General features: G+C 61.3%; 30 protein-coding genes and 1 pseudogene. 17 read left to right on the top strand and 14 right to left on the bottom strand.

Going from position 1 to position 25,664, the window contains the following annotated elements; translation table 11 throughout:
- Positions 1–292: 292 nt before the first annotated feature.
- Positions 293–541 carry a hypothetical protein gene (locus tag ACTAQJ_RS13610; RefSeq protein ID WP_431118074.1) on the bottom strand — a complete coding sequence of 83 codons (249 nt, stop codon included), beginning with the start codon at positions 539–541 and terminating at the stop codon, positions 293–295.
- Positions 542–911: 370 nt separating this feature from the next.
- Here ACTAQJ_RS13610 and ACTAQJ_RS13605 point away from each other — a divergent pair, with 370 nt between their 5' ends.
- The 4 genes from ACTAQJ_RS13605 (at position 912) to ACTAQJ_RS13590 (ending at position 3,707) form a co-directional block, all read left to right on the top strand.
- A complete protein-coding gene (locus ACTAQJ_RS13605; protein ID WP_431120101.1) occupies positions 912–1,466 on the top strand; it encodes an RNA polymerase sigma factor in 555 nt (184 codons plus the stop codon).
- Positions 1,463–2,308: a hypothetical protein gene (locus ACTAQJ_RS13600; RefSeq protein ID WP_431118076.1), complete on the top strand. Its 846-nt coding sequence runs from the start codon at positions 1,463–1,465 to the stop codon at positions 2,306–2,308. The genes ACTAQJ_RS13605 and ACTAQJ_RS13600 overlap by 4 nt, the downstream gene beginning before the upstream one ends.
- A 9-nt stretch (positions 2,309–2,317) precedes the next feature.
- Entirely contained in the window at positions 2,318–2,743 is a 426-nt protein-coding gene (locus ACTAQJ_RS13595) for a CoA-binding protein (protein WP_431118077.1), read from the top strand.
- 277 nt (positions 2,744–3,020) lie between these two features.
- On the top strand, positions 3,021–3,707 hold the full coding sequence (locus ACTAQJ_RS13590; protein WP_498696832.1) for a polysaccharide deacetylase family protein: 687 nt from the start codon (positions 3,021–3,023) through the stop codon (positions 3,705–3,707).
- Between the two features lie 106 nt (positions 3,708–3,813).
- Here the strand turns inward: ACTAQJ_RS13590 and ACTAQJ_RS13585 are convergent, their stop codons facing one another.
- Both ACTAQJ_RS13585 and ACTAQJ_RS13580 read right to left on the bottom strand, forming a co-directional pair.
- Positions 3,814–4,068 carry a Txe/YoeB family addiction module toxin gene (locus ACTAQJ_RS13585; RefSeq protein WP_498696831.1) on the bottom strand — a complete coding sequence of 85 codons (255 nt, stop codon included), beginning with the start codon at positions 4,066–4,068 and terminating at the stop codon, positions 3,814–3,816.
- Complete coding sequence (locus ACTAQJ_RS13580; protein ID WP_498696828.1) at positions 4,065–4,310, bottom strand: type II toxin-antitoxin system Phd/YefM family antitoxin; 246 nt, start codon at positions 4,308–4,310, stop codon at positions 4,065–4,067. The genes ACTAQJ_RS13585 and ACTAQJ_RS13580 overlap by 4 nt, the downstream gene beginning before the upstream one ends.
- A 190-nt stretch (positions 4,311–4,500) precedes the next feature.
- Here ACTAQJ_RS13580 and ACTAQJ_RS13575 point away from each other — a divergent pair, with 190 nt between their 5' ends.
- From ACTAQJ_RS13575 to ACTAQJ_RS13555, 5 genes are all read left to right on the top strand, one after another.
- Entirely contained in the window at positions 4,501–4,911 is a 411-nt protein-coding gene (locus tag ACTAQJ_RS13575) for an MmcQ/YjbR family DNA-binding protein (RefSeq protein ID WP_431118080.1), read from the top strand.
- A gap of 117 nt (positions 4,912–5,028) precedes the next feature.
- Positions 5,029–5,655: a hypothetical protein gene (locus tag ACTAQJ_RS13570; RefSeq protein WP_498696826.1), complete on the top strand. Its 627-nt coding sequence runs from the start codon at positions 5,029–5,031 to the stop codon at positions 5,653–5,655.
- A gap of 177 nt (positions 5,656–5,832) precedes the next feature.
- The gene (gene ngcE, locus ACTAQJ_RS13565; RefSeq protein ID WP_498696824.1) at positions 5,833–7,242 is read left to right on the top strand and encodes an N-acetylglucosamine/diacetylchitobiose ABC transporter substrate-binding protein; all 1,410 of its coding nucleotides are present in this window, start codon (positions 5,833–5,835) and stop codon (positions 7,240–7,242) included.
- A complete protein-coding gene (locus tag ACTAQJ_RS13560) occupies positions 7,239–8,264 on the top strand; it encodes a carbohydrate ABC transporter permease (protein WP_498696822.1) in 1,026 nt (341 codons plus the stop codon). Before ngcE ends, ACTAQJ_RS13560 begins: the two co-directional genes overlap by 4 nt.
- Positions 8,264–9,157 (top strand): carbohydrate ABC transporter permease, encoded by an 894-nt coding sequence (locus tag ACTAQJ_RS13555; RefSeq protein WP_477514522.1) that lies wholly within the window; start codon positions 8,264–8,266, stop codon positions 9,155–9,157. The genes ACTAQJ_RS13560 and ACTAQJ_RS13555 overlap by 1 nt, the downstream gene beginning before the upstream one ends.
- Positions 9,158–9,235: 78 nt before the next feature.
- On the opposite strand, the gene ACTAQJ_RS13550 is transcribed toward ACTAQJ_RS13555, so the two are convergent.
- From ACTAQJ_RS13550 to ACTAQJ_RS13525, 6 genes are read right to left on the bottom strand one after another with little or no spacing between them, the layout of a single operon-like run.
- Positions 9,236–9,760, bottom strand: a complete 525-nt coding sequence (locus tag ACTAQJ_RS13550; RefSeq protein ID WP_498696818.1) for a flavin reductase family protein — start codon at positions 9,758–9,760, stop codon at positions 9,236–9,238.
- A 1-nt stretch (position 9,761) separates the two neighbouring features.
- On the bottom strand, positions 9,762–10,133 hold the full coding sequence (locus ACTAQJ_RS13545) for a cupin domain-containing protein (protein WP_498696817.1): 372 nt from the start codon (positions 10,131–10,133) through the stop codon (positions 9,762–9,764).
- Positions 10,134–10,135: 2 nt separating this feature from the next.
- Positions 10,136–11,623, bottom strand: coding sequence for a 4-hydroxyphenylacetate 3-hydroxylase family protein (locus ACTAQJ_RS13540; RefSeq protein ID WP_498696815.1), 1,488 nt, complete (start codon positions 11,621–11,623; stop codon positions 10,136–10,138).
- Positions 11,620–12,306, bottom strand: coding sequence for a DUF2848 family protein (locus ACTAQJ_RS13535; protein ID WP_498696813.1), 687 nt, complete (start codon positions 12,304–12,306; stop codon positions 11,620–11,622). Before ACTAQJ_RS13535 ends, ACTAQJ_RS13540 begins: the two co-directional genes overlap by 4 nt.
- 44 nt (positions 12,307–12,350) lie before the next feature.
- Entirely contained in the window at positions 12,351–13,145 is a 795-nt protein-coding gene (locus ACTAQJ_RS13530) for a carbon-nitrogen family hydrolase (RefSeq protein WP_498696811.1), read from the bottom strand.
- 31 nt (positions 13,146–13,176) lie between these two features.
- Complete coding sequence (locus ACTAQJ_RS13525; protein WP_477514517.1) at positions 13,177–14,517, bottom strand: MFS transporter; 1,341 nt, start codon at positions 14,515–14,517, stop codon at positions 13,177–13,179.
- A 219-nt stretch (positions 14,518–14,736) separates the two neighbouring features.
- On the opposite strand from ACTAQJ_RS13525, the gene ACTAQJ_RS13520 reads away from it, so the two are divergent.
- Positions 14,737–15,378, top strand: coding sequence for a GntR family transcriptional regulator (locus ACTAQJ_RS13520; protein ID WP_442004201.1), 642 nt, complete (start codon positions 14,737–14,739; stop codon positions 15,376–15,378).
- Between the two features lie 34 nt (positions 15,379–15,412).
- Here the strand turns inward: ACTAQJ_RS13520 and ACTAQJ_RS13515 are convergent, their stop codons facing one another.
- Positions 15,413–15,706, bottom strand: coding sequence for a DUF503 domain-containing protein (locus ACTAQJ_RS13515; protein ID WP_224094124.1), 294 nt, complete (start codon positions 15,704–15,706; stop codon positions 15,413–15,415).
- Between the two features lie 129 nt (positions 15,707–15,835).
- Here ACTAQJ_RS13515 and ACTAQJ_RS13510 point away from each other — a divergent pair, with 129 nt between their 5' ends.
- Genes ACTAQJ_RS13510 through ACTAQJ_RS13495 form a run of 4 tightly spaced genes read left to right on the top strand, consistent with a single transcriptional unit; the run spans position 15,836 to position 19,449 of the window.
- Positions 15,836–16,270, top strand: coding sequence for a SipW-dependent-type signal peptide-containing protein (locus tag ACTAQJ_RS13510; RefSeq protein ID WP_498696806.1), 435 nt, complete (start codon positions 15,836–15,838; stop codon positions 16,268–16,270).
- A 34-nt stretch (positions 16,271–16,304) separates the two neighbouring features.
- Positions 16,305–17,483, top strand: a complete 1,179-nt coding sequence (locus tag ACTAQJ_RS13505) for a GGDEF domain-containing protein (RefSeq protein WP_498696804.1) — start codon at positions 16,305–16,307, stop codon at positions 17,481–17,483.
- Positions 17,480–17,983 (top strand): hypothetical protein, encoded by a 504-nt coding sequence (locus tag ACTAQJ_RS13500; RefSeq protein ID WP_498696802.1) that lies wholly within the window; start codon positions 17,480–17,482, stop codon positions 17,981–17,983. Before ACTAQJ_RS13505 ends, ACTAQJ_RS13500 begins: the two co-directional genes overlap by 4 nt.
- Positions 17,980–19,449, top strand: coding sequence for a putative bifunctional diguanylate cyclase/phosphodiesterase (locus ACTAQJ_RS13495; RefSeq protein ID WP_498696800.1), 1,470 nt, complete (start codon positions 17,980–17,982; stop codon positions 19,447–19,449). The genes ACTAQJ_RS13500 and ACTAQJ_RS13495 overlap by 4 nt, the downstream gene beginning before the upstream one ends.
- 84 nt (positions 19,450–19,533) lie before the next feature.
- On the opposite strand, the pseudogene purL reads toward ACTAQJ_RS13495, so the two are convergent.
- The 3 genes and pseudogenes from purL to purS form a co-directional block, all read right to left on the bottom strand.
- A pseudogene (gene purL, locus ACTAQJ_RS13490) lies at positions 19,534–21,841 on the bottom strand (phosphoribosylformylglycinamidine synthase subunit PurL).
- Entirely contained in the window at positions 21,838–22,611 is a 774-nt protein-coding gene (purQ, locus tag ACTAQJ_RS13485; protein ID WP_498696796.1) for a phosphoribosylformylglycinamidine synthase subunit PurQ, read from the bottom strand. The pseudogene purL and the gene purQ overlap by 4 nt, the downstream one beginning before the upstream one ends.
- A gap of 1 nt (position 22,612) precedes the next feature.
- Positions 22,613–22,864, bottom strand: a complete 252-nt coding sequence (purS, locus tag ACTAQJ_RS13480; RefSeq protein ID WP_011773385.1) for a phosphoribosylformylglycinamidine synthase subunit PurS — start codon at positions 22,862–22,864, stop codon at positions 22,613–22,615.
- 256 nt (positions 22,865–23,120) lie between these two features.
- Between purS and ACTAQJ_RS13475 the strand changes: the two genes are divergently transcribed.
- Both ACTAQJ_RS13475 and ACTAQJ_RS13470 read left to right on the top strand, forming a co-directional pair.
- A complete protein-coding gene (locus tag ACTAQJ_RS13475) occupies positions 23,121–23,315 on the top strand; it encodes a hypothetical protein (RefSeq protein WP_431118106.1) in 195 nt (64 codons plus the stop codon).
- 114 nt (positions 23,316–23,429) lie between these two features.
- A complete protein-coding gene (locus tag ACTAQJ_RS13470; protein ID WP_018779990.1) occupies positions 23,430–23,720 on the top strand; it encodes a DUF1540 domain-containing protein in 291 nt (96 codons plus the stop codon).
- An 84-nt stretch (positions 23,721–23,804) separates the two neighbouring features.
- On the opposite strand, the gene ACTAQJ_RS13465 is transcribed toward ACTAQJ_RS13470, so the two are convergent.
- Positions 23,805–24,743, bottom strand: coding sequence for a phosphoglycerate dehydrogenase (locus ACTAQJ_RS13465; RefSeq protein WP_498696792.1), 939 nt, complete (start codon positions 24,741–24,743; stop codon positions 23,805–23,807).
- A gap of 90 nt (positions 24,744–24,833) precedes the next feature.
- On the opposite strand from ACTAQJ_RS13465, the gene ACTAQJ_RS13460 reads away from it, so the two are divergent.
- A complete protein-coding gene (locus ACTAQJ_RS13460) occupies positions 24,834–25,565 on the top strand; it encodes a hypothetical protein (protein WP_498696791.1) in 732 nt (243 codons plus the stop codon).
- Positions 25,566–25,664: the final 99 nt, after the last annotated feature.

Genomic DNA, 25,664 nt, shown 5'->3' with positions numbered 1-25,664 from the left:
TTGCTTCTTTGGCTCGTTGGTGCTCCCGTTCAGCCGCTGCTACCACTTCTTTTTGATGTTCCTCTTTACGGGACCGCTCGCGTTCTGCTTGGTCTGACCGAAAACTCCTAACTGCCCAAAGCAGCGTGAGAACTGTTGCTATCGCTCCAAACCATGTACCGGTCGCTTCAATCCAATCAGGGGTCCAATTCTTGACCACCAACAGAGCGAACGATGCACCAAGGGTCACGCCGCCAAGTCCCCAGATGGCGTGAACAAGAGCTGTATTTTGTCGTGAAGGCACCGCTCCAGACTAGCGACTGATGCTGCCTAGCCTGCTGTCTGTTGCTTTAGCGAGGGCGCGGCTGACGCTCATCTGTCCGACGCAGAGGACCTGGGCGATTTCTGTGATGGGTGTCTTCTTCGCGTGCATGGTGCGTGCGGCGTCCAGCGAGGGTTGGGACTTGAGCCCCAGCACCGGAATAGGCATGAGTTTCAGGTTCTCGACCCATTCGGCACGGGGGTCGGGGGCGTCCTCGGGGAGAATGCCAGCCGCTCTCATGCCTCGACTATGAACCAAACGAGGGAATCTGTAAATGGGATCGAGTTTCAGCAGTTAGCTTCTGAAAATGATGGTGACGCCTCGGATCACCCGGAAACCGGTCCCGAAAAAAGTTTCAAAAAAAGTTCGTACCTCGCGTAACCCTTTGGCGTACCCCGACGATTACGTCTTTGAAAGGGCCGAGCTGGAATTTGTCCCCCATCATGTTCCAGCTCGGTCCTTCTCTTTCCTGATGAGATTTTGAGGGACATGAGGGGCCATCCTTGGGGCGGCCCGGTTGAGCAGATACCCTTGGTGGGTTGCCCGTCGAGCCAAGGCGGACGACCTGGCTCCAAGCCCGGACCTGCCGCCGATCGAAAGTCTCTTTACTGTGACCGACGCATTGACCGACGAAGCGCTTCATGCGCTCAAGGGCAATAACGCGGAACTGTTCAGCGCCGTCTACCAGGCGTACGCCGGACCGGTTCTCGGCTACCTGACCGCTAAAGGCGTCTCAGATCCCGAGGCCATCACACAGGACGTGTTCCTTGCTGTCCTGCCCCGTTTGGATGAGATCCGGGGAGGAGCGAGCGGATTGCGGACCTTTGTTTTTTCCGTGGCGCACGCCCGCATGGTTGATGAGCACCGGAAACAAAGCAGGGCCCCGGAACACCACGAGTTCGAGCCGGAGCGCGATCCCCGCGAATCGGGTTCTGCAGAATCCGAGGCAATGGGTCTCCTGGCTCCCCACGAGGTCATGAAGCTCCTGGATTACCTCGGGGACGATCAACGGGAGGTCCTGGCCCTCCGGATCGTGGCAGGCCTGACCGTGGAGCAGGTGGCCGACATCATGGGGAAATCCGCCGGCGCGGTGAAGCAACTGCAGCGCAGGGCTTTGATGACGCTCCGTGAGCATTCGGCAGTAAAGGAATACGTGTCCTCATGACATACAGGGATATGGAATGCGAAGATATCGTCGACGAGCTCCTGCTCGACGCCGGGCCCACTGACGCGCCCGGCCTTCGGCAGGCGCTGCTCTCCATGCGTTCCTTCGCGGACCTCCCGGCACCTGCTCCGAGCGAGGCGTTGGCCGCGATGTTCGCTGGACCTCACGATGAAGTCAGCAAGCGCCGTTGGCGACACAAGCACCGTACGGCTGTGGTGAGCGTTGCCGTTGTTGCGGCTATGGGACTCGGCGTGAGTGGTGTGGCTGCTGCCAGCTCCGGTTTCACCCGTACGCCCACATTCGTCGATGAACTGCTTGGCAATTTCGCTCCGCGACCTTCTGCCGCAGCGCCCGCGCTGCCCACGGCTGATGCTCCGAAGGTCAGCACCGAACCAGCGCCGTCAGGGGATCCCGCAGCCCTCCCGCCGGCCACCGAATCACCTGCGGTGCCGGGAACTCCGGAGACGTCCGACGCTGCTGTGCCGTCAGGCCAAGCGCCTGTCCAGCCCGCACCTGGAGTCCAGCCAGCGCCTGGGGCGCAGGCGGCCGACGTCGGAAACGTTCCGGCTTCGGGCGCGGCCGGCGAGCCTCCCCGTACCGGCCAGGCGAAGCCTGCTGAAGCAGAGCCCCGGGAGGCAAAGCTTGAGGCAAAGCTTGGGCAGGCCGGGCTTGAGCCAACGCTCCCCGACGTTGTTAAACCAACCGCAGCGCCGACTACAACGGCCAAGCCCGCCCCCGCTCACGGTAACAAACTCCCATCGCTGAGCGAGGAGCCAACTCATGAACAGTTCCAGTCCTTCGTGGACAAGCTGAAACAGTGGTTGAGGGGCACGGGACACTAAGCTTGCTTCATGATGCATGTCAACGATCCGGCCGTGGTGGAACGATTGATGCGAACAAAAGGATGCTGGGCAATCGTTGGCCTCAGCAACAATGAGTGGCGCTCCGCATACGACGTCTCCCTGTACGTTCGCGACCGCATGGGCATGGAGATCATCCCCGTGAACCTCAAGGGCGAAGATGTCCATGGCGAAAAGGGATACAAGTCCCTTATGGATATTCCTGCGGAGAAACACCCCATCGACGTCGTGGACTGCTTCGTCAACTCCCAGCGGGTGGGCGCAGTCATTGATCAGGCGATCGCCGTCGGTGCCAAGGCTGTGTGGCTGCAGCTGGGCGTCTTTGACGACGACGCCGTCCAGCGCGCCAGGGATGCAGGTCTGGACGTCGTGGTCAATTCGTGCCCGGCGCGCGAAGGCTGGCATTACGGCCTGTAATCGCCAGGTCGATTCCTTTGCTAATCTGCAGCTGACTCATTCTTTTTAGCCATAGGGGACGGCCATGTGTGGCGACCAGTCAGCGGTGCCCATTTCCACACCAGCCAGGCGGGCCGTCCTAGGGGTATTCGGCGCTTCGCTCGTTGCAGGTTTAACTGCCTGCGCTGCACCCGAAAGCACAGCGCCTAAAAGCACGACGTCGGAGCTGCCGCCTGGTTCCGCGTCTGCGTCGGCTGAAGTGCCGGGCCCGAACGGTGGGCTGTCGGCCGGGGGTGAGGTGCCGCCGTCGTACAGTGCAGCGCCAACCCCAACGCCCACCGCCACGAAGCGGATCCGGCGAACGTTTATCCCGGACTACCAGCTGCCGCCGATCGTTGGTGGCCTTGCGCCAGTGATCACCAAGATCGAGACCAAGCACCCGGTAGTGTTCCTGACGATCGACGACGGCAACATCAAAACCCCGGAATCGGTCAAGCTCATGACCGACTACGACTACCCGGCTTCCCTGTTCCTGACCAAGAACACGATCGCGGACAACCCCGCCTTCTTCGACGCCTTCAAAGCGCAAGGCAGCCTCGTGGAGAACCACACCGTTACTCACAACATCAATATGGTGCGGCAGTGGGGCTACCAGCAGCAGTTGAACGACATCGTGGGCATGCAGGACTACGCGTTTCAGCATTACGGCCGGCGTCCCACGTTGTTCCGGCCCCCGGGCGGAGCATACTCCAACGTCATGCGCCAAGCGGTTGCCGCCGCTGGAATGAAGGCGATCATCACGTGGGAGGCCAAAGCGAACGCCGGAAAAATGGACTACCAGGTTGGTAACTCCCTGCGTCCCGGCGACATCGTGCTGATGCATTTCCGTGCCGAGTTCGCCGCGGACCTCGCTGCGTTCCGTGCTGCACAGTTGGCCGCGGGCCTGGAAGTGGTGCTGCTGGAGGACTTCCTGGGCGTCGCGTAGGGCTGCCCGTTTGCCCCTTTCGATGGGGCGCTGCGGACCATGCCGTGCGCACGGCCTTGCGCGCAGCGTGGCATCGAAACGGGGTATTTACTTGAGGGTACGCACTTTAGTAGTGGTGACGGGCCGCGAGGATCACGATCTGTTCATCTTCCACGGCGTAGACCAGCCGGTGTTCCTCGGTGATGCGCCGTGACCAGTAGCCGGCCAGTTGATGCTTGAGGGCTTCGGGTTTGCCAATGCCTTCGAACTGAGTCCGAAGACATTCATTGATGAGCAGGTTGATTCGCTTGATTATGGCTTTGTCGTTCTTGATCCAGTATTGGTAGTCGGACCAGCCGTTCTCTGTGAAGCCTGTCCTCATTCGGCCAATGGCCGCTCTGCCGCTGTCCCTGCCCTGTACTGCGCAATGCTCTCAAGCAAGTGCGCTGCGTTGGCAGGTGTGCGCAACAGATATGCGGTCTCTTGGAGCGCCTCAAAGTCCGCCAGCGACATAAGGACAGCGCTGCCCTTCTTCGAAATGATCTCTATGGGCGCGTGATCGGCGTTCACCTGCTCAATGAGCGGGAACAGCCGTGCCCTTGCTTCGGATGCTGTTATTGCCATGGTCAGCTCTCCCTAGTTGTACTAAATATGGTACAAGAATGTCTCCTTCACTGCACGTCCTCATCCTGCCTGGGGCCCGTCTAGATGATCCGCTGCGCGTTAGACGACTCCTGCCATCGAGTGCGCAGCGGCCCATCGAAACGGGGACGAAGTCAGCGCCGAAAAGGAGCAGCCGGGTAAGCTCACCTCCATGGATGTTTCCCAGCTCCGCCAGATCTGCCTGGGCTTTCCGGGGGCCTTTGAAGACTTCCCGTTCGGACCTGAAACGTCCGTGTTCAAGGTGCGTGCCGCAGTCGCGGGTGGAGCGCGGCACGAGGCCAAGATGTTCGCGCTTTCCGCCATGGATCCTGACAACTGGTCCGTGAGTCTGAAGTGCGAGCCCGCGTTGGCGGAGCAGCTCCGCGCAGCGCATCCCGAGATCACTGGTGCCTGGCATATGAACAAGACCCATTGGAACGGTGTCCGGTTGGATGGAGCCCTTCCCGATGACATGATCCGGGACATGGTGGAGGACTCCTATGATCTGGTGGTGGCTACGCTAAGCCGCAAGCAGCAGGAACAGCTCGGCTGGGCGCGGCTCGTCAACCGCCCTGGCCTCTGAGGCCGGCCTGCCCCGGGCCTGACACGGCCTCAAACCCTCTCCCCACGCCGCTGACATGGGGCTACATTGATAGTGCAAGCCAACGGGCGCAGCTGAGGGCTGGTCAGGAGCGGGTTGATGCTGGATCAGGGAACTTTGGACCACCTATGGAACTTTGGCGATCCGGCAGCGTCCGAAGCCAGGTTTCGTGCAGCAATGCTGGAGGAAATCTACGACGCCGATGAGCGGGCTGAGCTGGCAACCCAGCTTGGGCGGGCCATCGGTTTGCAGGGCCGGCTGGATGAAGCCGATGCGCTCCTTGACGGCATCGACGGCGACGAACCCACCGTGGGCGTGCGCGTCCTCCTGGAGCGCGGCCGGGTTTTGAACGCCGGCGGGCACGCTGCGATGGCGGTGCCGCTCCTGGAGCAGGCGGCGGAGCTGGCTGACCACCTTGGTGAGGAATTCCTGGCCGTGGATGCACTGCACATGCTCTCCATTTCGGACGCCGCCCACGCCGAAGCCTGGATGCGCAGCGCCCTCGAATACGCCTCCACGGCCCATCATGAGCGAACCAAGCGATGGATGATTGTTTTGCACGCAAGCCTCGGGTGGTTTCTGCACGGTAGCGGACGCTTCACCGAGGCCATGGTGGAGTTCCAATTGGCCGAACAATGGGCGGAACGACTGGGAACTGAGCGGCAAAAGCTGCTCGCGCGGGAAGCGATTACCGAGTGTGGAAAAGCCCTTGCGGAAGGTCCATAGAAAGATCACGCTTTGACAAATGTTGATCGAAACTACCGAGAAATATTGATTTTCGATCATTCGTGGTGAAGTATGTCACACGAAGGTTGGCGCTGCAGAGTGGCCAACCCAGACTGTCCGACTTTCCGGCCGCCTGCCGCAACAGTCGACATTACGAGTCACTGGAGGGTTACGAAAATGAACGTTCAGCACCAGTCCCTTGGCCGCCGCGGATTCCTCCGCGGGGCACTCGCAGCTGCGGTGCTCGTCCCCATGGGGGGATCCATTGCGTCCTGTGCAGCAGGTGGTGGCGGAACCACTGCCGGGCCCACGGGCGCTGTCTCCGACACCAACCCCTTTGGCATGGCGGACAAGTCCACCGTCGACGCCGTGATCTTCAAGGGCGGCTATGGCATCGACTACGTCGATTTCGCCGGCAAGGCCTTCGAAAAGGCCCACTCCGGTTCCACTGCCAAGATTGCCCCGTCCACGGATATCGCGCAGGAGCTCCAGCCGCGCTTCGTCGGTGGCAACCCGCCGGACCTGATCGACAACTCCGGGGCCAAGGCCATTGGCTTCAGTACCATTCTGGCCCAGCTCGAGGACCTCACCAGCGTGGTGGAGGCCAAGAACCTGGAGGGCAAGGTTATTAAGGACACCCTGTACACCGGCGTGCTCGCTCCCGGGACATTCGAGGGCAAGCTTGCCGCCCTGAACTATGTGCTCACCGTTTACGCCATGTGGTACTCGGACTCCCTGCTCAAGGCAAACGGCTGGACTGTTCCCAAGACCTGGGACGAAATGTACGCGCTAGGCGAGCAGGCCAAGGCCAAGGGCAAGTACCTGTTCCTCTGGGGCAAGGAAGCTGCCACGTATTACCAGGAGATGGCGATCGCTTCCGCTATCAAGGAAGGTGGCGACGACGTCCGGTTGGCCTTGGAGAACCTCAAGGCAGACTGCTGGTCGCACCCGGCCATCCAGTCCGTCTTCACGGCTTTGGACAAGATCGTCAAGGCGGGCTACTTCAAGCCCGGCGGTTCCGGAACCCAGTTCACGGCAGCTCAGGCCCAGTGGAGCAACGCCCAGGAAGCAGTGTTCTACCCGTCCGGTTCGTGGATCGAAAACGAGATGAAGGACCAGACCAAGGCGGACTTCAAGATGACGGGCGCGCCGGTGCCTTCAGTGAGTGCGAGCCCCAAAAAGCCGTACGCCTCGCTGCACAGTGCAGCCGGCGAGCCTTACGTGGTTCCCTCCCAAGGCAAGAACGTTGCCGGCGGCAAGGAACTGCTCCGCGTCATGCTCTCCAAGGAAGCTGCTACCAACTTCGCCAAGACCAAGCTTGCTCCCACAATCGTCAAGGACACCGTCCCGGCCGATGGCTTCGGTTCCACGGCCTTGGTCTCGCAGACAAAGCTGCTCAGCGATGCAGGCGAGAACATCTACACCTGGAACTTCATCGACCTTTACGGCACCAACAAGGACCAGCTCGTCGTCTGGAACACCTTCCTCGATGGCAAGTCGGACGTCCCGACGCTGACCTCGGCCCTGCAGAACATCACCGACAAGGTCCGCAACGACAGCTCGGTCAAGAAGATTGAAGTGAAGTGACGGTAGTGAAAACCAAGCAGGGCCGGAACGACGACGGCCTGGCCGCCGTCGTTCCGGCCATGGCCCCACCGGTTGTGGTGAGGCGCCGGCGCAAGCCGCTGACGTGGGACAAGGTCAGCTTCTTCGCGGTGTTCCTTGGCCTGCCGCTGGCGATCTATCTCTTGTTCGTGATCTGGCCGTTCATCCAGGCCTTCGGATATTCCTTGACGGACTGGTCGGGTTTTTCGCCTACACAGAACTTCATCGGCTTTGAGAACTACGCCAGGATCTTCTCGGACGACATCTTCATGAAGGCGATGGGGAACAACATCCTCCTGGTCATCGTGCTGCCAATCGTCACCATCATCCTGAGCCTGGTGCTCGCCACAATGGTGACCGTTGGCGGGAGCAGCAAGGGCCAGATCAAGGGCCTGCGCAATTCCAGCTTCTACCGTGTTGTTTCGTTCTTCCCGTACACCATTCCTGCCATCGCGATCGGCATCATGTGGGGCCAGATCTATGATCCGTCCGGCGGCCTGCTCAACGGGATCCTGACCGGCATGGGCCTGGACCAGTTCAAGAGCTTCGCGTGGCTCGGCGATAAAAACACGGCCATGATTGCCACCATGTTCGTGATTGTGTGGGGCTTCGTTGGCTTCTACATGGTCCTTTTCGTGGCCGGCATTAAGGGCATTCCTGCTGAGCTGTTCGAAGCGGCAAGGATCGACGGCGCGGGAAGGCTCCGTACCGCGGTATCCATTACCATCCCGCTGATCAGGGACAACATCCAGACCGCCTACATCTACATGGGTATCCTGGCGCTCGATGCGTTCGTTTACATGGCGGCACTGAACTCCGGCGGTGGTCCCGACAACTCGACGCTCGTGATGGCACAGCAGTTGTTCTTCACAGCTTTCAGCAAGGGGCAATTCGGCCTGGCCAGCGCCATGGGCGTTGTCCTCGCTGTGGCCACCCTGATCTTCTCCGGCCTGGTGTTCGTTATTAACCGGCTCACTGGTGGCGACAAGGACGTGAGCATCTAATGACAACAAAAGTCTCAACCCCTGAAATGAAGTCGCTGCATTTCCAGCCGCGCAAACCCGCCACTACGCCCGGGGACAAATTGGTGGGGGCAATTTCCCACACGGCACTGACCATTTGGTCGCTCATCGTGATCCTGCCGTTGTTGTGGACGTTCATGTCGTCCTTCAAAACATCAAGCGAGATCTTTGCCTCGCCGTTCGCTTTGCCCTCGCAGTGGCGGTTCGACAACTACGTGAAGGCCTGGAGTGAGGCCGGGATCGGCAACTACTTCCTGAACTCAGTCGTTGTGGTGGGTTCGGCACTGGTGATCGTCATGGTGCTCGGTGCAATGTGCGCCTACGTCCTGGCGAGGTACACGTTCCCGGGCAGCCGGGCGATCTACTACCTCATGCTGGCTGGCCTGACGTTCCCGATCTTCCTCGCCATGGTCCCGCTGTTCTTCGTGCTGAAGAACATCGGACTGCTGAACACCCTGCCGGGCCTGATCATCGTGTACGTGGGGTTCGCGCTGCCGTTCACAGTCTTCTTCCTGTTCTCCTTCTTCAAGTCGCTGCCGCATGAAATTACTGAAGCGGCAGCACTCGACGGCGCAGGGGAGTGGCGGACGTTCTTCCAGGTCATGCTGCCGATGGCCAAGCCGGGCCTCGCCTCGGTTGCCATCTTCAACTTCCTGGGCCTGTGGAACCAGTTCCTCATCCCTGTATCCATCAACGCTGCCGGGCCGCGCGTTCTTTCCCAGGGCCTCGCGGCCTTCGCTGGACAGATGGGGTACGCCGTGGACTTCGGAGCACTCTTCGCGGCAGTCACTGTCACGGTGGTTCCGGTCCTGATCGTCTACGTCATCTTCCAGCGTCAGCTGCAGGGTTCGGTCTCGCAGGGCACCTCGAAGTAAACGCAACGCGGGGTCACCTACGGCCCATCCCAAGGGGATTTATGGGCCGTAGGTGACCCCGCGTTGCTTTAAGAGGAGTTAGAACCTCCAGGGGATCTCCGCGTGGCCGAAGTCGGAGAACGAGCCGAAGCGGCCGGCCTTGAACGCGAGCACCTCGCCGTCCCGGTCCCGGCACGTGGTGACCTGGCCGAAGAAGACCTGGTGATCTCCGACGTCGTACTGCTGCACAACGGTGCAATCAGCCTGGGCGAGGGCTCCCTTGATGACAGGAAGTCCATTCTCGGTCATGTCGAATTCGCCGTCGCCGAAACGGTCGCCGCCTCGCACCGCAAAGCGTCGGGCCATCGACTCCTGCTTGGCCCCAAGTATGGACACGGCGAACTTGCCACTCTCGATCAACGCCTCACCGGTCCGCGTCCCGAAGTTCAGCGAGATCATGAGGATGGGCGGTTCCAGGCTGATGGAGGTCAGCGAGCTGATGGTCATCCCGTACAGTTCATCCTGGTGCTTGGTGGTGACCACGGCGACGCCGGTGAGGAAGCGGCCCATTGCGCGGCGCATTCCCATGGCGTCGGGGACAGTGAAGAGCGGTGCGAGGCTCATGTCAGTTGCTCCGCTCGCCTTGTACGGAATCCGTGTAATACCGGACCTCGAACATCTTGGCCCCCGTTTCGGAAACCCATGGACCGTGTTCCATGCCCGGCGGACGGGTGGCCCAGTCGCCGGCTTGGAAGGTCCTGCCCAGGCGCTGGTCCACGAACGAGCCCTCGAAGATGAACACTTCTTCCCAGAAATCGTGCGTCAGGACGCCGTTGGGCGAGGTATCGGTGCCCGGCTCGAACTTGAGGATGCGCGTGACGCTGTCATTGTCTGAATCCCGGGCAAGGATGGCCTCGGACAAGCCCTCAATGTGCGGGTTGCAGGGTGCGAAGTCCACCGATGAGGTGGGGGTGAACTCGAATTCGGGCTTTGCCATGGCTATTCTCCTTCCGTGCCGTTGACGCTGCCGTCCACTGGGCCGTTGATGCTGTAGGAACCAAGGTACTTGTCCAGCTCAGCCACCAGGGAGTCGTAGCCGTAGTTCCGGTAGGTGTAGGCTCCGCGGACCACGAACGGGGCGCCCGCGTAAAACATTTCGTACTGCTGGTGGCGGCCGGCGAATTCGGAGCCGATGATGTCCCAAGCCAACTTGAACAGCTTCACGCGCTCTTCGCTGGCAACACCGGGGGACTGCACGTAGCGTTCCATGTCCGGACGGGTCACACTGCTGGTCATGTCGGCAACGCTGGAAGGCAGCTGCAGCACGCCACCACCAACCAGGTCACGAAGGATCGAAATCACCCGCGGGTATGTCTCGGATTGAAGACCCATGGCCCCGTAAAGGGCGCTCTTCCCGGGAACCACCATGCCGGCGTCGTCAACCGTTGCTGTGTATTCGGCCGCAAGAACTGCCGATTCAACAGACTGGACGATCGCGGCGAGCTCGCCAAGCTTCTCCTGGACTCCGGGGATCTTGTCAGTGCCGTTCACCTGGGTGACCTTGCGGGCAACAGAAGCAATGAACTTCAGCTTGGTGGAGAACCGGATCTGGGCCTGCCAGTTTCCCAATGCGTGGGCACCGGTATCGAAGAACTGGCGCCGGAGGGTATCGATGTTCCGGTTGATGAATACGCGGTCCCAGGGGATGAGCACGTCATCGAACACCACAAGTGCGTCTGGCTCGTCGTAGTGGCTGGTCAGCGGGTAGTCGAAGTCGCTGGTGGCTGCCGGCGCGAACGGACGGCGGCAGTACAGCTTCAACCCGTCAGTCGCCACGGGAACGGCGAAGCTGACGGCAAAGTCCACGTCATCCGGACCCAGCGGTTTGATGCAGGTGACGAACACTTCGTCTGCAATCGCTGCGCCGGTGGCAAGCATCTGCGAACCGCGGACGATGATGCCTTCCTCGGTTTCACGCACGACGCCGACCTGCAAGTATTCGCCTTCCCAACCGGACGCCGTGGTTGCGCGGGAGACCTGCGGCGGAATGATCGCGTAGGAAAGGTACAGGTTTTCGGACAGGATCTTCTTGTAGTACCGCTCCACGTTGCCGGCGAAGTCGCGCTCGTCATTCTTGAACACGTCCGCGTGGGAGCCGAAGGCGGCGAAGAAGGTACCCACGTGGTCGGGGCTGCGGCCAACCCAGCCATGGGTGTGCTTGGCCCACTTTTCAATGGCGTGGCGACGGAGGACCAGCTCTTCCTGGGTGCGCGGAGCAGCGAAGGTGCGGTTCGCGGGTCCATTAATCTCTTCCGAGTGGAACTGCATGCCGTTGCTGGGATCGGCTGCGATGTCGAACAGCTCAGCCATGGTCTGGGCAACCTTCGCGAACGCCGGGTGTTCCAGGACGTTGCCAACTACCTCGCCATCGAGGATCACCGTCCGGCCATCGTTCAGGGACTTCAGGTATTGCTTTCCGGTTCTCATCGAAGTGAGCCTTTCTTGATTTTGTAGTTGTGTTCGATTCTCGTCCCATTGGGGAACGAGAGCTCTACTTTCCAGGAAGTTCCGTCAATGAACTTCCCCTTCAGCAGTGGCAAAGTGCCACCCAGGCACATGAAGTCGGCGTCACCGATGTCCGTCCGCGCCAGGAGCTTTTCGACGACGTCCGCCGGCTTGCGCAGGCCCGCCAACGAACCCTCTTGGTACAGTTCGCCGTCCACCCAGGAGCGGGCGGTGCACTGGTCGAGGTCCAGGTCCTCGAGTGAGGGGACTTCGATGACCTCGGTTGCGACGGGCTTGGGGCATGCCCTCTTGGAATCGCCGATGTCCTGGGCTTCGATGTCCCTGTCCGTGTGGTCGGAACCGATGCCGAGGTAGAACTTGCCGTCGTGGCGAAGATAGAGAGGCTCAATTTCACCCGAGGTCAGGTTGTTGCTGGTGTCGTGTTCGCCTGATGTATCGAACAGGTGCGAGTCCATCCGGTAGAACATGGGCACTTCCGGCGGCGGAGCTACGCCAATGGCTGCCAGCTCGTCGATGTGATGCTGCACGGCCTTGGGATCCCTGCCGGTATAGCCTGCCACTACCGCGTGGAAGTCCGAGACCGTGATTGTCTTGTCCGTGCCCACCACCCTGAAGGTGAGTGGGACTTGCCTTGTTGTTTCCATTCCGTCTCCTTGAATGCTGCCTAAATCGTGGTGGGTCACTCTGGTCAAACGGCAAGGGCGTCGTAGGCCGCGAGCCGATCGCCAATGACCGGGAATTCGGTGCGTACGGCCTTGACCTGATCCGGATCGATGTCCACCATGAGCACCGATTCCCCGGCACCGGCTTCGGCGAGTACGTTGCCGGCCGGGTCCACCACCCGGCTGTGACCTCCGAGCTCCACGCCTTCCTGGCTGCCTGCGGCGTTGCAGGCAATGACGAAGATCTGGTGCTCCAGCGCCCTCGCCGTTGTGAGTAGTCGCCAGTGTTCGCGTCGCGCTGCGGGCCAGGCTGCCGGGACGATGACGATTTCCGCGCCCCGGGTGCTCAGCTCCATCCACAATCCCGGGAACCGGAGGTCATAGCAGGTGATCCCGGCCGTAGCTCCGAACGGCAGCTCCACCACCGGCAGGGAGGATCCCGCCGTAAGGAGGCTGGCTTCCTTGGACTTGTAACCAAAGACGTGGATCTTCCGGTACGTGTGCAGGATTTTCCCGTCCGGTCCCAGCAGGATGGACGTGTTGCTGAGCCGGCCGTCCTCGCCGGCCTCGATGATGCTGCCGATGTGAAGGTACACACCAAGCTCTGCCGCCACCCGTGAGCACATGGACACCGTGGGGCCAGCGAGGGTCTCGGCCAGGGACTGATACTCATCGAAGTGGAAGTATCCGGCACTCCACAGTTCGGGGAGGACGATCAGCTCGGCACCGTCGATGCCGCGAAGAATCGCTTCCACGCGATCGATCCGCTCCTCACGGGTTTCCGAATCCGGGCTGGCCACCTGGACGAGTGCGACTTTCATGGTTGTTTCCTTACTTTCAGGTTTCGAGGGATTATTTCTGCTCGTCCAGGTCGCTGAGCCGCAGGCCCTTGGTCTCCTTGGCGAACATGACCGAGACCATGGAGATCAGGCCCATCGCTGCGAGGTAGATGCCGATCGCGTAGCCGGTGCCAAAGGCGCTGTAGAGAGCCAGGGCAATGATGGGGGACAGCGAGCCGGCGATCAGCGAGGCGAGGTTGTAGGCAACCGAGGTGCCGCTGTACCGGACATCCGTGGGGAAGAGCTCGGAGAAGAACGCACCGATCACGGAGCTGTAGGCGGCGAAGATCAACAGGCCACCGACGGCGGCGGCAATGATGCCCCACACCTGGCCAGTGTTCAGCAGTGCGAAGAACGCGAAAGCCCAGATAACGGTGGCGATCGAAGCGCCGATCATGATCGGCTTCCGACCCACTTTGTCCGCATAGAGAGCCAGGATGGGGATAGCGACGACGGCGACGCCCTGGCCGATCATGACGGCGGTGAGGCCAGTCTGCCGCTGCAAGCCCATGATCTGGGTGACGTAGGTGATGATGAACAGCGAGTAGATGTAGAAGCCTGCGTTCTCACCCATGCGGCTGCCGGTGGCGATGAGCAGTTGGCGCCAGTTGCGGCGGAACAGAATGGCCAGGGGCAATTTCCGTTCCTTGATGGCTTCGGCCTCGCGCTTCAGCTGTGCTTCCTTGAACAGGGGAGTCTCCTGAACGTAAAGACGCAGGACGAGGCCAATGATGACCAGCAGTGCGGACAGCCCGAAGGCGACGCGCCAGCCCCAGGCAATGAACTCACTTTCGGGCATGGTGGCGGCGAGGATTGCCAGTACACCTGCGGCCATGAGGTTGCCCAGCGGCGGACCCATGTTGGGCCAGGATGCCCAGAACGCCCGCCGTGCGCTGTCATTGCTGTGCTCGGAGACGAGGAGAACGGCCCCGCCCCATTCGCCGCCCAGTGCGAATCCCTGGATCAGGCGCAGCAGCAAGAGCAGCAACGGTGCTGCGATGCCGATGGCTGCATAGGAAGGGATGAACGCAATAAGCGTGGTGGCTACGCCCATGAGCATGAGGCTGGCCACCAGGGTGGCGCGACGGCCGTGCTTATCGCCCAGGTGCCCCAGGACGATAGCGCCCAGCGGACGGGCAAGGAAGCCGGCGGCAAATGTTCCCAGCGCCAGCATGGTGCCCACAAGCGGGTCAGAGGTTGGGAAAAAGAGCTTGTTGAAAACCAATGCGGCGGCGGTGCCGTAGAGAAAGAAGTCGTACCATTCGACGGCCGTGCCGGCCAGGCTCGAAGCAGCGACCACGGGCAGGCTGGAGTGCTTCTGCTGCCTCAGTTCTGCTTTCTTCAAATCGGTCATTGTGGGGATCCTTTTGCGGTTGGGAGCGGCGGGGCTTCCAGTGAAGCGAAGCCGATCCCAGGAAATTGAGGGGTTCCAATTGCGTGAGCGGAGTCACTGAACAACACTGTAGACTAGTTGTATACAACCCGTCTACATTTGACGAAGAAGTTTTTTCGAGGGCGTCCCGGTCCGTCCTGAATGCAACTCGTATACTGGGCTTCGCGAGAAAGGCTCTCCATGATCCAGATGACTCCCACTGCCCAATCACAGCCCGAAGTGGCTTATCAGTGGATGAAAAGCTATATCGCTGCCTTGCCGCGGGACGAGGAGACCTTCCTCAACGAGGCGGTCCTCGCCAAGTCCACCGGTACCTCGCGCACACCGGTCCGCGAGGCACTGTTGCGCCTCGAAGCCGAGGGTTTCGTCAAACGGATTCCACACAAAGGCGCCTACGTTCCGCCAATCTCGGACCCCGATGTCCGAGCGATCCTGCAGGCCCGCTCTGTGGTGGAGAAGTGGGCCGTCTCAGCGCTGGACAGCATGCCGGATGGGCAGATCGACGCCTTCCAACGCATCATCGACCAGCAGCACGAAGCGAAGGACGACCCCGCCCGGTTCATTGAGTTGGACACCGAATTCCACACGCTCATGGTCCGTGCCGGAGGAAACCCCATCCTGGCCGATTTCTACGCTTCCCTTCGGCAGCGGCAACTCAGGATTGGTGTCCGCGCTGTCACGCAGGGGACAGACCGTGCGGGGGACGTGCTCCGCGAGCATCAGCTGATTGTCGATGCCCTGCGCAGCCGGAGCCTGGACGCCGCACATCAAGCGATCGATGCCCACCTGGATTCAACGCGGCTGGCGGTCATCGGCTACTAACCCCCGGGTTGTGGACACCTAGTCGTCGCTGTACCTAATCTTCGCTGTGAAGCTCGCGTTGCCTTGCGCTGAGCAGCTCAAGCTCGGGCCGGGCGGCAACGAACCGTTCAACGGCGTCGAGCACTTCCTTGAGGTGCGCGCGGTCAGGCGCCACCAGCGCCGCACCCAGCAAGGTCCGGCGATACTGGTCCTGCAAACCGGTCTCGGCGGCGGACACCTCGAAGCGGCGTTTGAGTTCAGCAATGACGGGCCGCACGAGCGAGCGTTTCTCCTTCAGGCTATGGACATCGCCCAGAAGTACATCGAATTCAATCCAACCGATCCACATGGTTCATTATGGCCATGTCTCCGGCCCGCAATCCTGAGCCAATCTTGAGGAAATGTGGCACCGGGGTTGATCCAGCCCGATCAGACTGGAACCAGAGCAGGGCCGGAAGCAGCTAAGGGGGCGGGCGGCATGAGCAAGAACCATACCTGGCGCGCACTCGCGGGCGTAACCGCCGTCGCTGTTTCCATGATGGCCGGGCCTGCCGCCGCCCTTGCCGCGTTCTCTGATACCGGGAGTGCCAGCCCGCAGTACTCGGCCATGCGTCTCCTTGCCCCGACCGCCGCTGACGTGGTCATGACGTGTACTGCGAATGGTGCCAAGGTCGCCGTGGATGTGAATTCCTTCGCGGAAGTTCCTGGCGCGAACTATCACGAAATCAAGCTGTACAACCCCTCTGGGACTTTGGAATTCACCGGCGACCTCAGCAAGAATGCCGGAAAGTCCTATAAGTCAGGAATTCAATCCGTTGGCATCTGGACATACGAGATCCGCGGGTATTACAAGGTTCCCGGTACGGTCAACACGTGGAAAGGCTCCGCTTTGACAGGAACCCTGACATGTTAGAAATTGGCGTGGGACCAATCGGCAGGAGCGAACAATGGTGCTCGACTCGTTTTCGGTGAGAATTGCCCTCGGAGTGGTCACCTTGACCCTCTTCGCGCTCTTCGTCGCCTCGTACCGCCGCACCCGTTCACCATATGCGGGCTGGTGGAGCCTGGCTTTGCTGCTGTTCATGCTGGGAAACACGGCGTTCCTCCTGAACGGAACATCGGCCCAGCACTGGGCCAACCCTTTTGGTAACGTCCTGGTGGTGGCCGGAGCGTTCAGCGTCTGGGCGGGTGCCCGTACGCTGCGGGACCTTAAAGCGGCACCATGGCAACTCGCCGTCGCTCCTGTCATCACCGCGGTGGCATCCGTGCTGGAAAGTCCCGGCTCCAACGTGTGGTCCGGTGGCTTCGTGTACCTGGCCATGATGACCCTTGGCATCGCACTGGCGGCCCGTGACTTGTGGTTCATCAAGGCAACCCACTCGCAAGTGCACAAAGCACTCTCCCTGGCCGCCGGACTTCTGGCGATCTACTACTTGGGCCGTTGGGTGGTCTACGCACTGGAAGGCCCCGAGAGCGCAACATTCCGTATCTATTTTGGTCCTGCGCCCTCGGGCCTGGTGTCCTTGGTGCTGCTGGTGACGGTGTCCTTCAGTATGACCACGTTAAGCAGCGACCAACTGATCAAGGGCCTGAAGGAACGGGCCACCAAGGACCACCTGACCGGACTCCTCAACCGGGGAGCCTTCCTGGACCTGGCATCCACCGAACTCAAACGACTTCATGCCAATGAGTCCGGTGCTGCAGTTGTCCTGGCGGACCTGGACCACTTCAAGCTGGTCAACGACGCCCACGGACACCGTGCAGGGGACGTCGCTTTGAAGGCTTTCGCCGAGGCCTGCACGTCCTCGGTCAGGTCTACGGATCTCATCGGCAGGTACGGTGGGGAAGAATTTGTTCTCTTCCTGCCCGGCGCCACGCAGGAGCGGGCCCAAAGCATCGCGACCGAGATCAGCCGCCGCATGGCTTCCACCGAGGTTCCGGAGGGTGTGTCCTTCCCCACCATCAGTTACGGAGTCACGGCAAGCACCCCCGCTGCCCCAGACCTCACCTCCATGATCGAGGTGGCAGACGCAGCCCTGTACAGCGCGAAAGCACAGGGAAGAAACCGGATTGTAGGAGCCGACCGCCTCCAGGCGGCCACTATCGCTGACGAGGCACGATCATGACAATCAATGAACTCACCACCCGCATCCAGATCCAGCACAACCAGGAACTGAGTGCCTTCCGCCAAGACATCACCAGTGCTCCGTACCAGGCTGGAACACCTGCAGCCTTGAACGTGGCCCGGCGGTCTGTGCGGATGCAACCCGTCCAGTCCGTAGGCGATGACAGCGCAAACCTGACCATCGTGGCCGACGTCGAGGGCCTTGCATGGTTCACCGCCGATAAGGGACTCCTGGGCAGTTGCATTACGGTCTCAATCGCTGGCCATCGGCGAAACACCGGATCGCGTGTACCCCTTCCCTTGGCAGAATGCGATGCGTGGATCGAAGCCATCCTGGGAGGGTCCTGGATTACCCACGTGTACCGGGCCGGGACTCCGGTTGAAGGAGACGGCAGGCTCGACGTCGCCTCGTATCGGCTCTTCCTCGACGAACGCCGAAATCCCGTCGCCAAACCCAAAGCCGTAGCGGACAATACCCTGCGGCGCATGGAAGCGGCGTGAACGCAACCCAGCCCAGCGGAATTCAACCCAGCGGCATCCAGCCCAGCCGAATCCAGCCCAGCCGCTCCTTCCCGGCCGACATTGACGCTCGGATCGGGAAACTGGAGCGGCATATCACCGCGTTGATGGAGGAGCTCCATCACGCACGCCACGAGCAGCGACGGGAAGTCTTCACGGATGCACTCACGGGGCTTGGCAACCGTGTGGCTTTGGTGGATGCCTTCATTGAAGCGCAGGAGGCTGCTGCCGGGGGCGCAACGCCAGCCGCACTCCTCCTCGTCACCCTGGATGGCTTCAAGGGGCTCAAAAAGTCCGCTGGCTATGCTTCCGCGGACCAGATTCTGGTCACGGTCGGGATGCGGATCCGCTCGGCGGTGAGGGAGAACGACGTCGTCACCCGCCTGGGCGGCGACGAATTCGCCGTGCTGTTGCCCGCCACGCCGCAAAACCGGGCGGCCGCCGTCGGAAACCGTATCCTTGCGGCGCTGGAACCCAACATCGACCTCGGGAACAGCAGTGTCCGATGTGGTGCCAGCATGGGCCTTCGGATTGCCGAGCCGCACCACAGCGTCGAGGACCTTCTCCAGGAGGCCGATATGGCGATGGAGGAGTCCAAGAGCGAGGGCCGGAACAAGCTCAAGTTGTTCGATCCCTCCACGCTTCATGCCCGGCAACTCCAGCGCCAGATTGTGGGGGAGCTCCGGGAAGCCATCCGCTCGGATCAACTGGTCCTCTTCTACCAGCCGATCGTTGAGCTGGCCACCGGCCGGATCGAGGGCAGCGAGGCCTTGGTCCGCTGGAACCACCCTGTGCGTGGGCTCATCATGCCGGACCATTTCATCCCCGTTGCAGAGGCCACCGGCCTGATCGCCGAGCTGGGCCGGTGGGTACTCCGCGCGGCCGTGGAGCAACTGCGTCAGTGGCGGGATGACCCTGTCATTGCACAACACAATTTCACGATGCGAATCAATGTCTCGGCTGCAGATCTGCAAAGCCTGGAGTTCGTGGATGACGTGCGGGACGCGCTGGGCAAAACGGGTCTGCCTCCGGAGTCACTGGTTTTGGAGCTCACGGAGAGTGCAATTATCCAGAACAACGAGCTGGACCGTTACACCTTGGCGAGCCTGCACCGTTTGGGCGTCGGGCTGGAGATCGACGACTTCGGCACGGGCTACTCATCCATGGGATACCTCCGAAAACTCCCCGTGGACTGTGTGAAAGTGGACCGGCAATTCGTCCAGGAACTGAGCAAGGACAGTACGCAGCTGGGCTTCCTCGCCGCGATCCAACAGGTTATCCGCTCCTGCGGACTGGAGGGCATCTGGGAGGGGATCGAAACGGCGGAGCAGGCCGAAGCGCTGCGAAGCATCGGTTGCACGAGCGGACAGGGCTATTACTTCGGCCGTCCTCTTCCCGGACCGGAATTCACGGACCAGCTCTCCCGGCAACATACCTGGCCCGCTTAAACAGCAACGCGGGGTCACATACGGCCCATCCCGAGGGGATTTATGGGCTGTATGTGACCCCGCGTTGCTTTAAACGGGGGAGGCTTAGCCGAAGTACTTCGGCAAGGTGGCCTCGTGTGCTTCGCGGAGAGCGTCCAAGGACAGCTCGTCCACGCCGTTGATCTCCAGTTTGGCGCTGGCAGCGTCAACAACGCCGATCCGGAGGTGGGCGAAGCCGCGGGCGGTGCACATGTCCTTGAAGCGGACTTCCTCGGAGCGCGGCACGGAGACGATTGCGCGGGCCTGGGACTCGGAGAACAGTGCCGTGAACAGGTCAACGCCGTCGCGCTCCATGAGTTCCTCAAGGGCAATGCGGGCGCCGACGCCGTAGCGCAGTGACGACTCAACCAATGCGGCTGCAAGGCCGCCTTCGGAGAGGTCGTGTGCTGCGTCGACCATGCCGTCACGGGAAGCGTTGATCAGGATCTCGCCCAAAGCGCGCTCAGCAGCGAGGTCGACCTTCGGCGGCAGGCCACCGAGGTGTCCACGCAGGTTGGACCATTCCGAACCGTCCAGTTCTGCTGCGGTGGTGCCCAGCAGGTAGATTGCCTGGCCATCCTCGCGCCAACCCGACGGCGTGCGGCGGGCGACGTCGTCGAGCTTGCCCAGGACTGCCACCACAGGGGAGGGGTGGATCGGCGTGGTGCCGGTCTGGTTGTAGAGGGAGACATTGCCGCCGGTGACGGGAATGCCAAGCTCCATGCACGCATCCGAAAGGCCGCGGATGGCTTCGGCCAGCTGCCACATGACGTCCGGGTCCTCGGGGGAACCGAAGTTCAGGCAGTCGCTGACGGCCATCGGAACAGCACCAGAGGTGGCCACATTGCGGTAGGCCTCTGCCAACGCGAGCTGGGCGCCCTGGTACGGCTCAAGGTAGGTGTAGCGGCCGTTGGCGTCCGTGGCCAGGGCAACGCCCAACCCGGTTTCCTCGTCAACGCGGACCACGCCGGCATCATCCGGGAAGGCCATGGCAGTGTTGCCGCCAACGTAGCGGTCGTACTGGTTGGTGATCCAGTCCTTGCTGCACATGTTCGGCGAAGCGACCAGTTCAGTAACGGCTGCAGCCAGTTCCGACGGAGCGGAAGGACGGTCGGCATCCTCAACGGAACCGGTGAAGGAGTTCGCCTGGACCGAGTCCTGCCATTCCGGGCGTGCGAACGGGCGGTCATAGACCGGGCCGTCGTGCGCAACGGTACGGGGATCGACGTCGACGATTACTTCGCCTTCCCAGGTGATGATGAGGCGACCGGTATCGGTGACCTCACCCAGCCAGGAGTACTCCACTGCCCACTTGTCCATCACGGCTTCGAAAGCCTCGATGTTCTCCGGGGTGACCACGGCCATCATGCGTTCCTGCGACTCGGACATGAGGATCTCGCCCGGGGTCAGCGTGGGGTCGCGCAACAGGACGGAAGTCAGTTCGACCTCCATGCCGCCGTCGCCATTGGAGGCGAGCTCGGACGTGGCGCAGGAAATACCTGCGGCGCCGAGGTCCTGGATGCCTTCAACCAGCGAGCCCTTGAAGAGCTCGAGGCAGCACTCAATGAGGACCTTCTCAGCGAAGGGGTCGCCTACCTGGACGGCGGGACGCTTGGAGGGCTTGGTGTCATCGAAGGACTCCGAGGCCAGCACCGAAGCGCCGCCGATGCCGTCGCCACCCGTCCGCGCACCGAACAGGACAACCTTGTTGCCCTTGCCGGAGGCGTTGGCCAGGCGGATGTCCTCGTGGCGCATGACGCCTACAGCGAGTGCATTTACCAGTGGGTTGCCTTGGTAGACGGAGTCGAAGACCATTTCGCCACCGATGTTCGGCAGGCCGAGGCAGTTGCCGTAGCCACCGATACCGGCAACGGCACCGTGCATGACGCGGGCGGTGTCCGGGTGGTCGATCGCGCCGAAGCGCAGCGGGTCCATCACGGCAACCGGGCGTGCGCCCATGGAGATGATGTCGCGGACGATGCCGCCGATGCCGGTAGCGGCACCCTGGTAAGGCTCAACGAACGACGGCGAGTTGTGGGACTCGATCTTGAACGTCACGGCCCAGCCGTCGCCAAGGTTGGTGACGCCAGCGTTCTCGCCGATGCCCACCAGCATGTCCTTCTTCATTTCCTCGGTGACCTTCTCGCCGAACTGGCGAAGGTGGTTTTTGGAGGACTTGTAGGAGCAGTGCTCGCTCCACATGACGGAGTACATGGCCAGTTCGGCGCCGGTGGCGGCGGGCAAGGACCTTGACGATCTCGTCGAATTCGTTCTGCTTCAGGCCGAGCTCGGCCCACGGGAGTTCCGTGTCCGGGGTCTTGGCAGCGTGCTCAACAGTATCGATGTTGAACTTCTTGGTGGTTTCCGTGGTCACTTGTCGCCTCCCACAATCTTGTTCAAAACGGAGGTGAAGAAACCCAAGCCGTCGGTGTCGGAGCCGCCGATTCCATCGAGGGACTCAGGTCCGAAACCGACCTCAACCGCGTGCTCGGGGTGGGGCATAAGGCCCACTACGTTACCGGCGGCGTTAGAGATGCCGGCGATGTCGCGGCGGGAGCCGTTCGGGTTGAAGCCCACGTAGCGGAACACCACGCGGCCCTCAGCCTCAAGGGCGTCCAGGATCTTCTCGTCAGCGATGTACTGGCCATCCTGGTTCTTCAGCGGCACAGTGATTTCCTGGCCGTTCTGGTAGTCCAGGGTCCAGGCAGTGTTGGCGTTCTCCACACGCAACACCTGGTCCCGGCAGATGAACTTCAGGTGGTCGTTCTTGATCATGGAACCGGGCAGCAGGTGCGACTCGGTCAGGATCTGGAAACCGTTGCAAATACCCAAAACCGGGAGCTTGGCCTCGGAGTTGGCAGCGTCGATGATCTTGGTCATCAGCGGCGCGAAACGCGAAATAGCGCCTGCACGGAGGTAGTCACCGTAGGAAAAACCACCGGGAATGATGACTGCGTCCACATCTCCGAGTTCGGTGTCTGCGTGCCAGAGCGGCACCGCCGTAGCGCCTGCAAGCCGCACTGCACGGGCGGCGTCGCGGTCGTCAAGGGTGCCGGGGAAGGTTACGACGCCGATCTTGGCACCGGCCAAGCGGGGCTCAGCGGCGACGGCCACGGCCTCGCCAATCAGGGGGATCGATGTCATATCAGGCCTCGACGACCTCGACGTTGACAACATCCTCGATCACCGGGTTGGACAGGAGGGTCTCTGCGGCCTCACGGGCCTGGGCCAGGATAGCGTCGGTCACCTCGCCGTCGACTGTCAGTTCGAAACGCTTGCCCTGACGGACTGCGCTGAAGCTGTTGAAGCCGAGGCGGGGCAGTGCACCCACGATGGCTTTCCCCTGGGGGTCCAGAATCTCGGGCTTGGGCATGACGTCAACGACGATCCGGGGCATCCGGTAACTCCTGTGCGTGAGTTGGGTGAACCTTAAATAAGGCTGCCGCGGAGGTTGCCGTCTCACGCCGGTCAACTGGGTTTCTACAGCGTGGGGGCGCTCCGCGAGCTTGCACACCTATCTTACCGGGACCGGCGCGCATACCCTATTCAGCCGGATTCCGCGAGGACCCCCCGCCGATCCCCAGCAAATTTGGGGCAATGAAAGCCCGACGGCGGCACTCGCCGGGCATGGCGCCCGTCACTAGGATTGGGGCATGGCGGAGAAACCGAGGTCGATGGTGCTGGGCGTCGTAGCCGCAGCTGTTTTTGCGGGTCTGGGACGGATGGTCATCCAGAAAATCAAGGCTGACAGGGCGGCGAGGGAACACCACGTGACAGCCCCGTTGGATAAGGAAACGCGCGCGAAGATCAGCGACGCGCTCCGCACACCAGGCAAACAGCGGCATTAGCGCACGTGCAAATGCGCTATTCCTTCCGGTTAAATCCGTCAAAGGCGGCGTAGTTTAGGGACTACACGCGGGGTTCAGGCCCTTCGTTAAATCCGGATCCAACCAGGAGGAACAATGACCGACCACATTGCCGAAGTATCCGCCTGTAGCGTTGGCAGCTGCGGCTTCAACCATGATGGATGTACTGCTTTTGGAATCACCATTGGTGGAACCCAGGACCACGCTTCCTGCGCCACGTTCATCGACACCAACGCAATGGGCGGCCTTCCCAAGGTCCTTGCCCACGTAGGTGCTTGCCAGCGGTCCGAATGCGTTCACAACAACAACCTCATGTGCGAGGCCCACGACGTCAAGGTCGGCCCCGGCCGCGAGGCTGCCGACTGCCTGACCTACGAGCACGCCTGACTTTTATCTTTCACGCAAGTGGGTCCGTCCTCCCGGACGGGCCCACTTTTTCGTCATTTCCGGCTCGCGCGATGCCTCTTGGCGCTAGCCGGACACCTGGTTGGTCAAGGCCCGGCCTTCCCGGAGTGCTGACACGTTGGCAAGGACCAGCTTGGCTGAGCCCTTGGGGCGGTTGCCCGCCACGTGCGGTGTGATGATGACATTCGGTGCCGACCAGAGTTTGGAGTCTGCGGGCAGGGGCTCTTCCTTGGTGACATCCAATGCCGCGGCGCGCAGGTGGCCCTCGCGCAAGGCGGCAACCAGGGCGTCTTCATCAACGGTTGCCCCGCGGCCAACGTTGACGAAAATTGCGGTCGCCGGAAGTGAACGCAAGAGTTCAGCGCTCAAAGCGTCGGTGGTCTCGGGGGTGGCGGGCAGTATCGAGATCAGCACATTCGTGGTTCGCAGTATTTCGGGAAGTTCCTCCGCCGCAGCGACGGGGAAGCCATAGCGTTCCCCGCGTGAGCTGGCCACACCCGTGACGTTTGCCCCCAGCGCGGCGAGCATGGGAGCGAGTCGTCCCGCGATGGAACCGAACCCCCAAATGGTGACGTTCGCGCCGTCGAGCGTGTAAAGCTGTTCCGTTTCCGCACTGGCCTGAGCGGCGTTGTAGGCCTGGTCCCACCTCGCGGACTTTTGGGCTTCGAACAGAAGGTCCAGCCTCCGCACGGCGGCGAGCGTGAGAGCCAAGGCGTGCTCAGCCACTGGACCGTCATGAAGTGAGCGACCCGAGGCGATGGACACGTTGGCCGCAAAGCCCGCTGCCAGCACGGAATCCGGTCCGGCTGCCAGGGTCTGCACGAGTTTGAGCTGACTCATCCTTCGGGCGGCGTCGGCCAGATTCTCCGACGTGTTCTGCCAGGCCACCAGGACCTCCGCATCAACGTGCTCGTCCGGAACGGGCTCATCCGCCTGGTAAACGAACACGTCCTCGCCGGAGTCGGAGAGGTCCATGTTGATGGTGTGGGGGACGAGGATTTTCACTGCAACTCCATCGTTGAAAAGGTATGTCGGCATGTACCTATACCCTCGGATAAAAGACAGTCATGTTCTATCTGTTACGCGGGGGCAAAAATGAATAAGGCAAGTGCGCTTTTCGTGGTTGCGGCCACGCTGTTGGTTAACAGCCTGTCCTCATGCGCCCCGGAACCAACCAAACCTGTTGCTTCTGAATCAAGTCAGCAGGTGGAGCAGTCGGCACCTCCGAATTCGAACGATGCCTATGCCAACATCCCGATAGACGAAATACAGCAGGCTGGGACCGACGTTGAGTTTCTTTGGGAAGCAAATGATCCATTCTATGGATTCAATAAGTACACTCTCGTTGCCCGCGTGCACATCGACTCAATCGATGGAGGACGATCGTTCAGCCCGATTTCCAATCAATATGTCTTCCCGAAGACCTTCGGGAAAATGTCGGTCCGCGGGGTCTACAAGGGGGACATTGAGGCTGGTGCCCAGCTGAATTATTCGCGTGCTGGCGGGACCGTCAGCTATGACGACTACTGGAACACCCTTAATCCGGCCCAGCAGCAGAAGATGCTGGATCTGAATGGGGGTCAGAAACCCACCCACGCTAAGTACATCCAGGCAAAGATCACTGACGACATCGACGTCGAAGTTGGCAAGGACTACATCGTTTTCCTTCAACCCCAAGCGGCCAAAGACGGAAACCTCCACGAATACTCCATCGCCGGGTACCAGTACGGACTGAGGGAGGCGAAGGGCGATGGCGCCGAAACGACCGTTCTCAACAATGAAACCCAAGCGTGGGAGAGTCTTGGAGGCTTCGTAACCCTTCGCTAGGGCAGGACTTGCAGCGGACCACGGGAGTGTCCTGTGGTCCGCCGTCATGTGACGTGAACTTGTCGCGGACACAAGACAAATTCACTGAAGTGTGCTGTA

The organism is Arthrobacter sp. alpha11c (assembly GCF_054149985.1).
This window is presented reverse-complemented; position numbering and strand designations above follow the sequence as displayed.

Bases quoted from the DNA above. Each gene is read 5' to 3' on its own strand.
- ACTAQJ_RS13470 (WP_018779990.1), top strand. From the start codon at position 23,430: ATGACCGACCACATTGCCGAAGTATCCGCCTGTAGCGTTGGCAGCTGC.
- ACTAQJ_RS13555 (WP_477514522.1), top strand. From the start codon at position 8,264: ATGACAACAAAAGTCTCAACCCCTGAAATGAAGTCGCTGCATTTCCAG.
- ACTAQJ_RS13550 (WP_498696818.1), bottom strand. From the start codon at position 9,760: ATGAGCCTCGCACCGCTCTTCACTGTCCCCGACGCCATGGGAATGCGC.
- ACTAQJ_RS13600 (WP_431118076.1), top strand. From the start codon at position 1,463: ATGACATACAGGGATATGGAATGCGAAGATATCGTCGACGAGCTCCTG.
- ACTAQJ_RS13460 (WP_498696791.1), top strand. From the start codon at position 24,834: ATGAATAAGGCAAGTGCGCTTTTCGTGGTTGCGGCCACGCTGTTGGTT.
- ACTAQJ_RS13610 (WP_431118074.1), bottom strand. From the start codon at position 541: ATGAGAGCGGCTGGCATTCTCCCCGAGGACGCCCCCGACCCCCGTGCC.
- ACTAQJ_RS13530 (WP_498696811.1), bottom strand. From the start codon at position 13,145: ATGAAAGTCGCACTCGTCCAGGTGGCCAGCCCGGATTCGGAAACCCGT.
- ACTAQJ_RS13520 (WP_442004201.1), top strand. From the start codon at position 14,737: ATGATCCAGATGACTCCCACTGCCCAATCACAGCCCGAAGTGGCTTAT.
- purS (WP_011773385.1), bottom strand. From the start codon at position 22,864: ATGCCCCGGATCGTCGTTGACGTCATGCCCAAGCCCGAGATTCTGGAC.
- ACTAQJ_RS13510 (WP_498696806.1), top strand. From the start codon at position 15,836: ATGAGCAAGAACCATACCTGGCGCGCACTCGCGGGCGTAACCGCCGTC.
- ACTAQJ_RS13585 (WP_498696831.1), bottom strand. From the start codon at position 4,068: ATGAGGACAGGCTTCACAGAGAACGGCTGGTCCGACTACCAATACTGG.
- ACTAQJ_RS13535 (WP_498696813.1), bottom strand. From the start codon at position 12,306: ATGGAAACAACAAGGCAAGTCCCACTCACCTTCAGGGTGGTGGGCACG.
- ACTAQJ_RS13575 (WP_431118080.1), top strand. From the start codon at position 4,501: ATGGATGTTTCCCAGCTCCGCCAGATCTGCCTGGGCTTTCCGGGGGCC.
- ngcE (WP_498696824.1), top strand. From the start codon at position 5,833: ATGAACGTTCAGCACCAGTCCCTTGGCCGCCGCGGATTCCTCCGCGGG.
- ACTAQJ_RS13570 (WP_498696826.1), top strand. From the start codon at position 5,029: ATGCTGGATCAGGGAACTTTGGACCACCTATGGAACTTTGGCGATCCG.
- ACTAQJ_RS13515 (WP_224094124.1), bottom strand. From the start codon at position 15,706: ATGTGGATCGGTTGGATTGAATTCGATGTACTTCTGGGCGATGTCCAT.
- ACTAQJ_RS13545 (WP_498696817.1), bottom strand. From the start codon at position 10,133: ATGGCAAAGCCCGAATTCGAGTTCACCCCCACCTCATCGGTGGACTTC.
- purQ (WP_498696796.1), bottom strand. From the start codon at position 22,611: ATGACATCGATCCCCCTGATTGGCGAGGCCGTGGCCGTCGCCGCTGAG.
- ACTAQJ_RS13580 (WP_498696828.1), bottom strand. From the start codon at position 4,310: ATGGCAATAACAGCATCCGAAGCAAGGGCACGGCTGTTCCCGCTCATT.
- ACTAQJ_RS13500 (WP_498696802.1), top strand. From the start codon at position 17,480: ATGACAATCAATGAACTCACCACCCGCATCCAGATCCAGCACAACCAG.
- ACTAQJ_RS13505 (WP_498696804.1), top strand. From the start codon at position 16,305: ATGGTGCTCGACTCGTTTTCGGTGAGAATTGCCCTCGGAGTGGTCACC.
- ACTAQJ_RS13540 (WP_498696815.1), bottom strand. From the start codon at position 11,623: ATGAGAACCGGAAAGCAATACCTGAAGTCCCTGAACGATGGCCGGACG.
- ACTAQJ_RS13595 (WP_431118077.1), top strand. From the start codon at position 2,318: ATGATGCATGTCAACGATCCGGCCGTGGTGGAACGATTGATGCGAACA.
- ACTAQJ_RS13475 (WP_431118106.1), top strand. From the start codon at position 23,121: ATGGCGGAGAAACCGAGGTCGATGGTGCTGGGCGTCGTAGCCGCAGCT.
- ACTAQJ_RS13525 (WP_477514517.1), bottom strand. From the start codon at position 14,517: ATGACCGATTTGAAGAAAGCAGAACTGAGGCAGCAGAAGCACTCCAGC.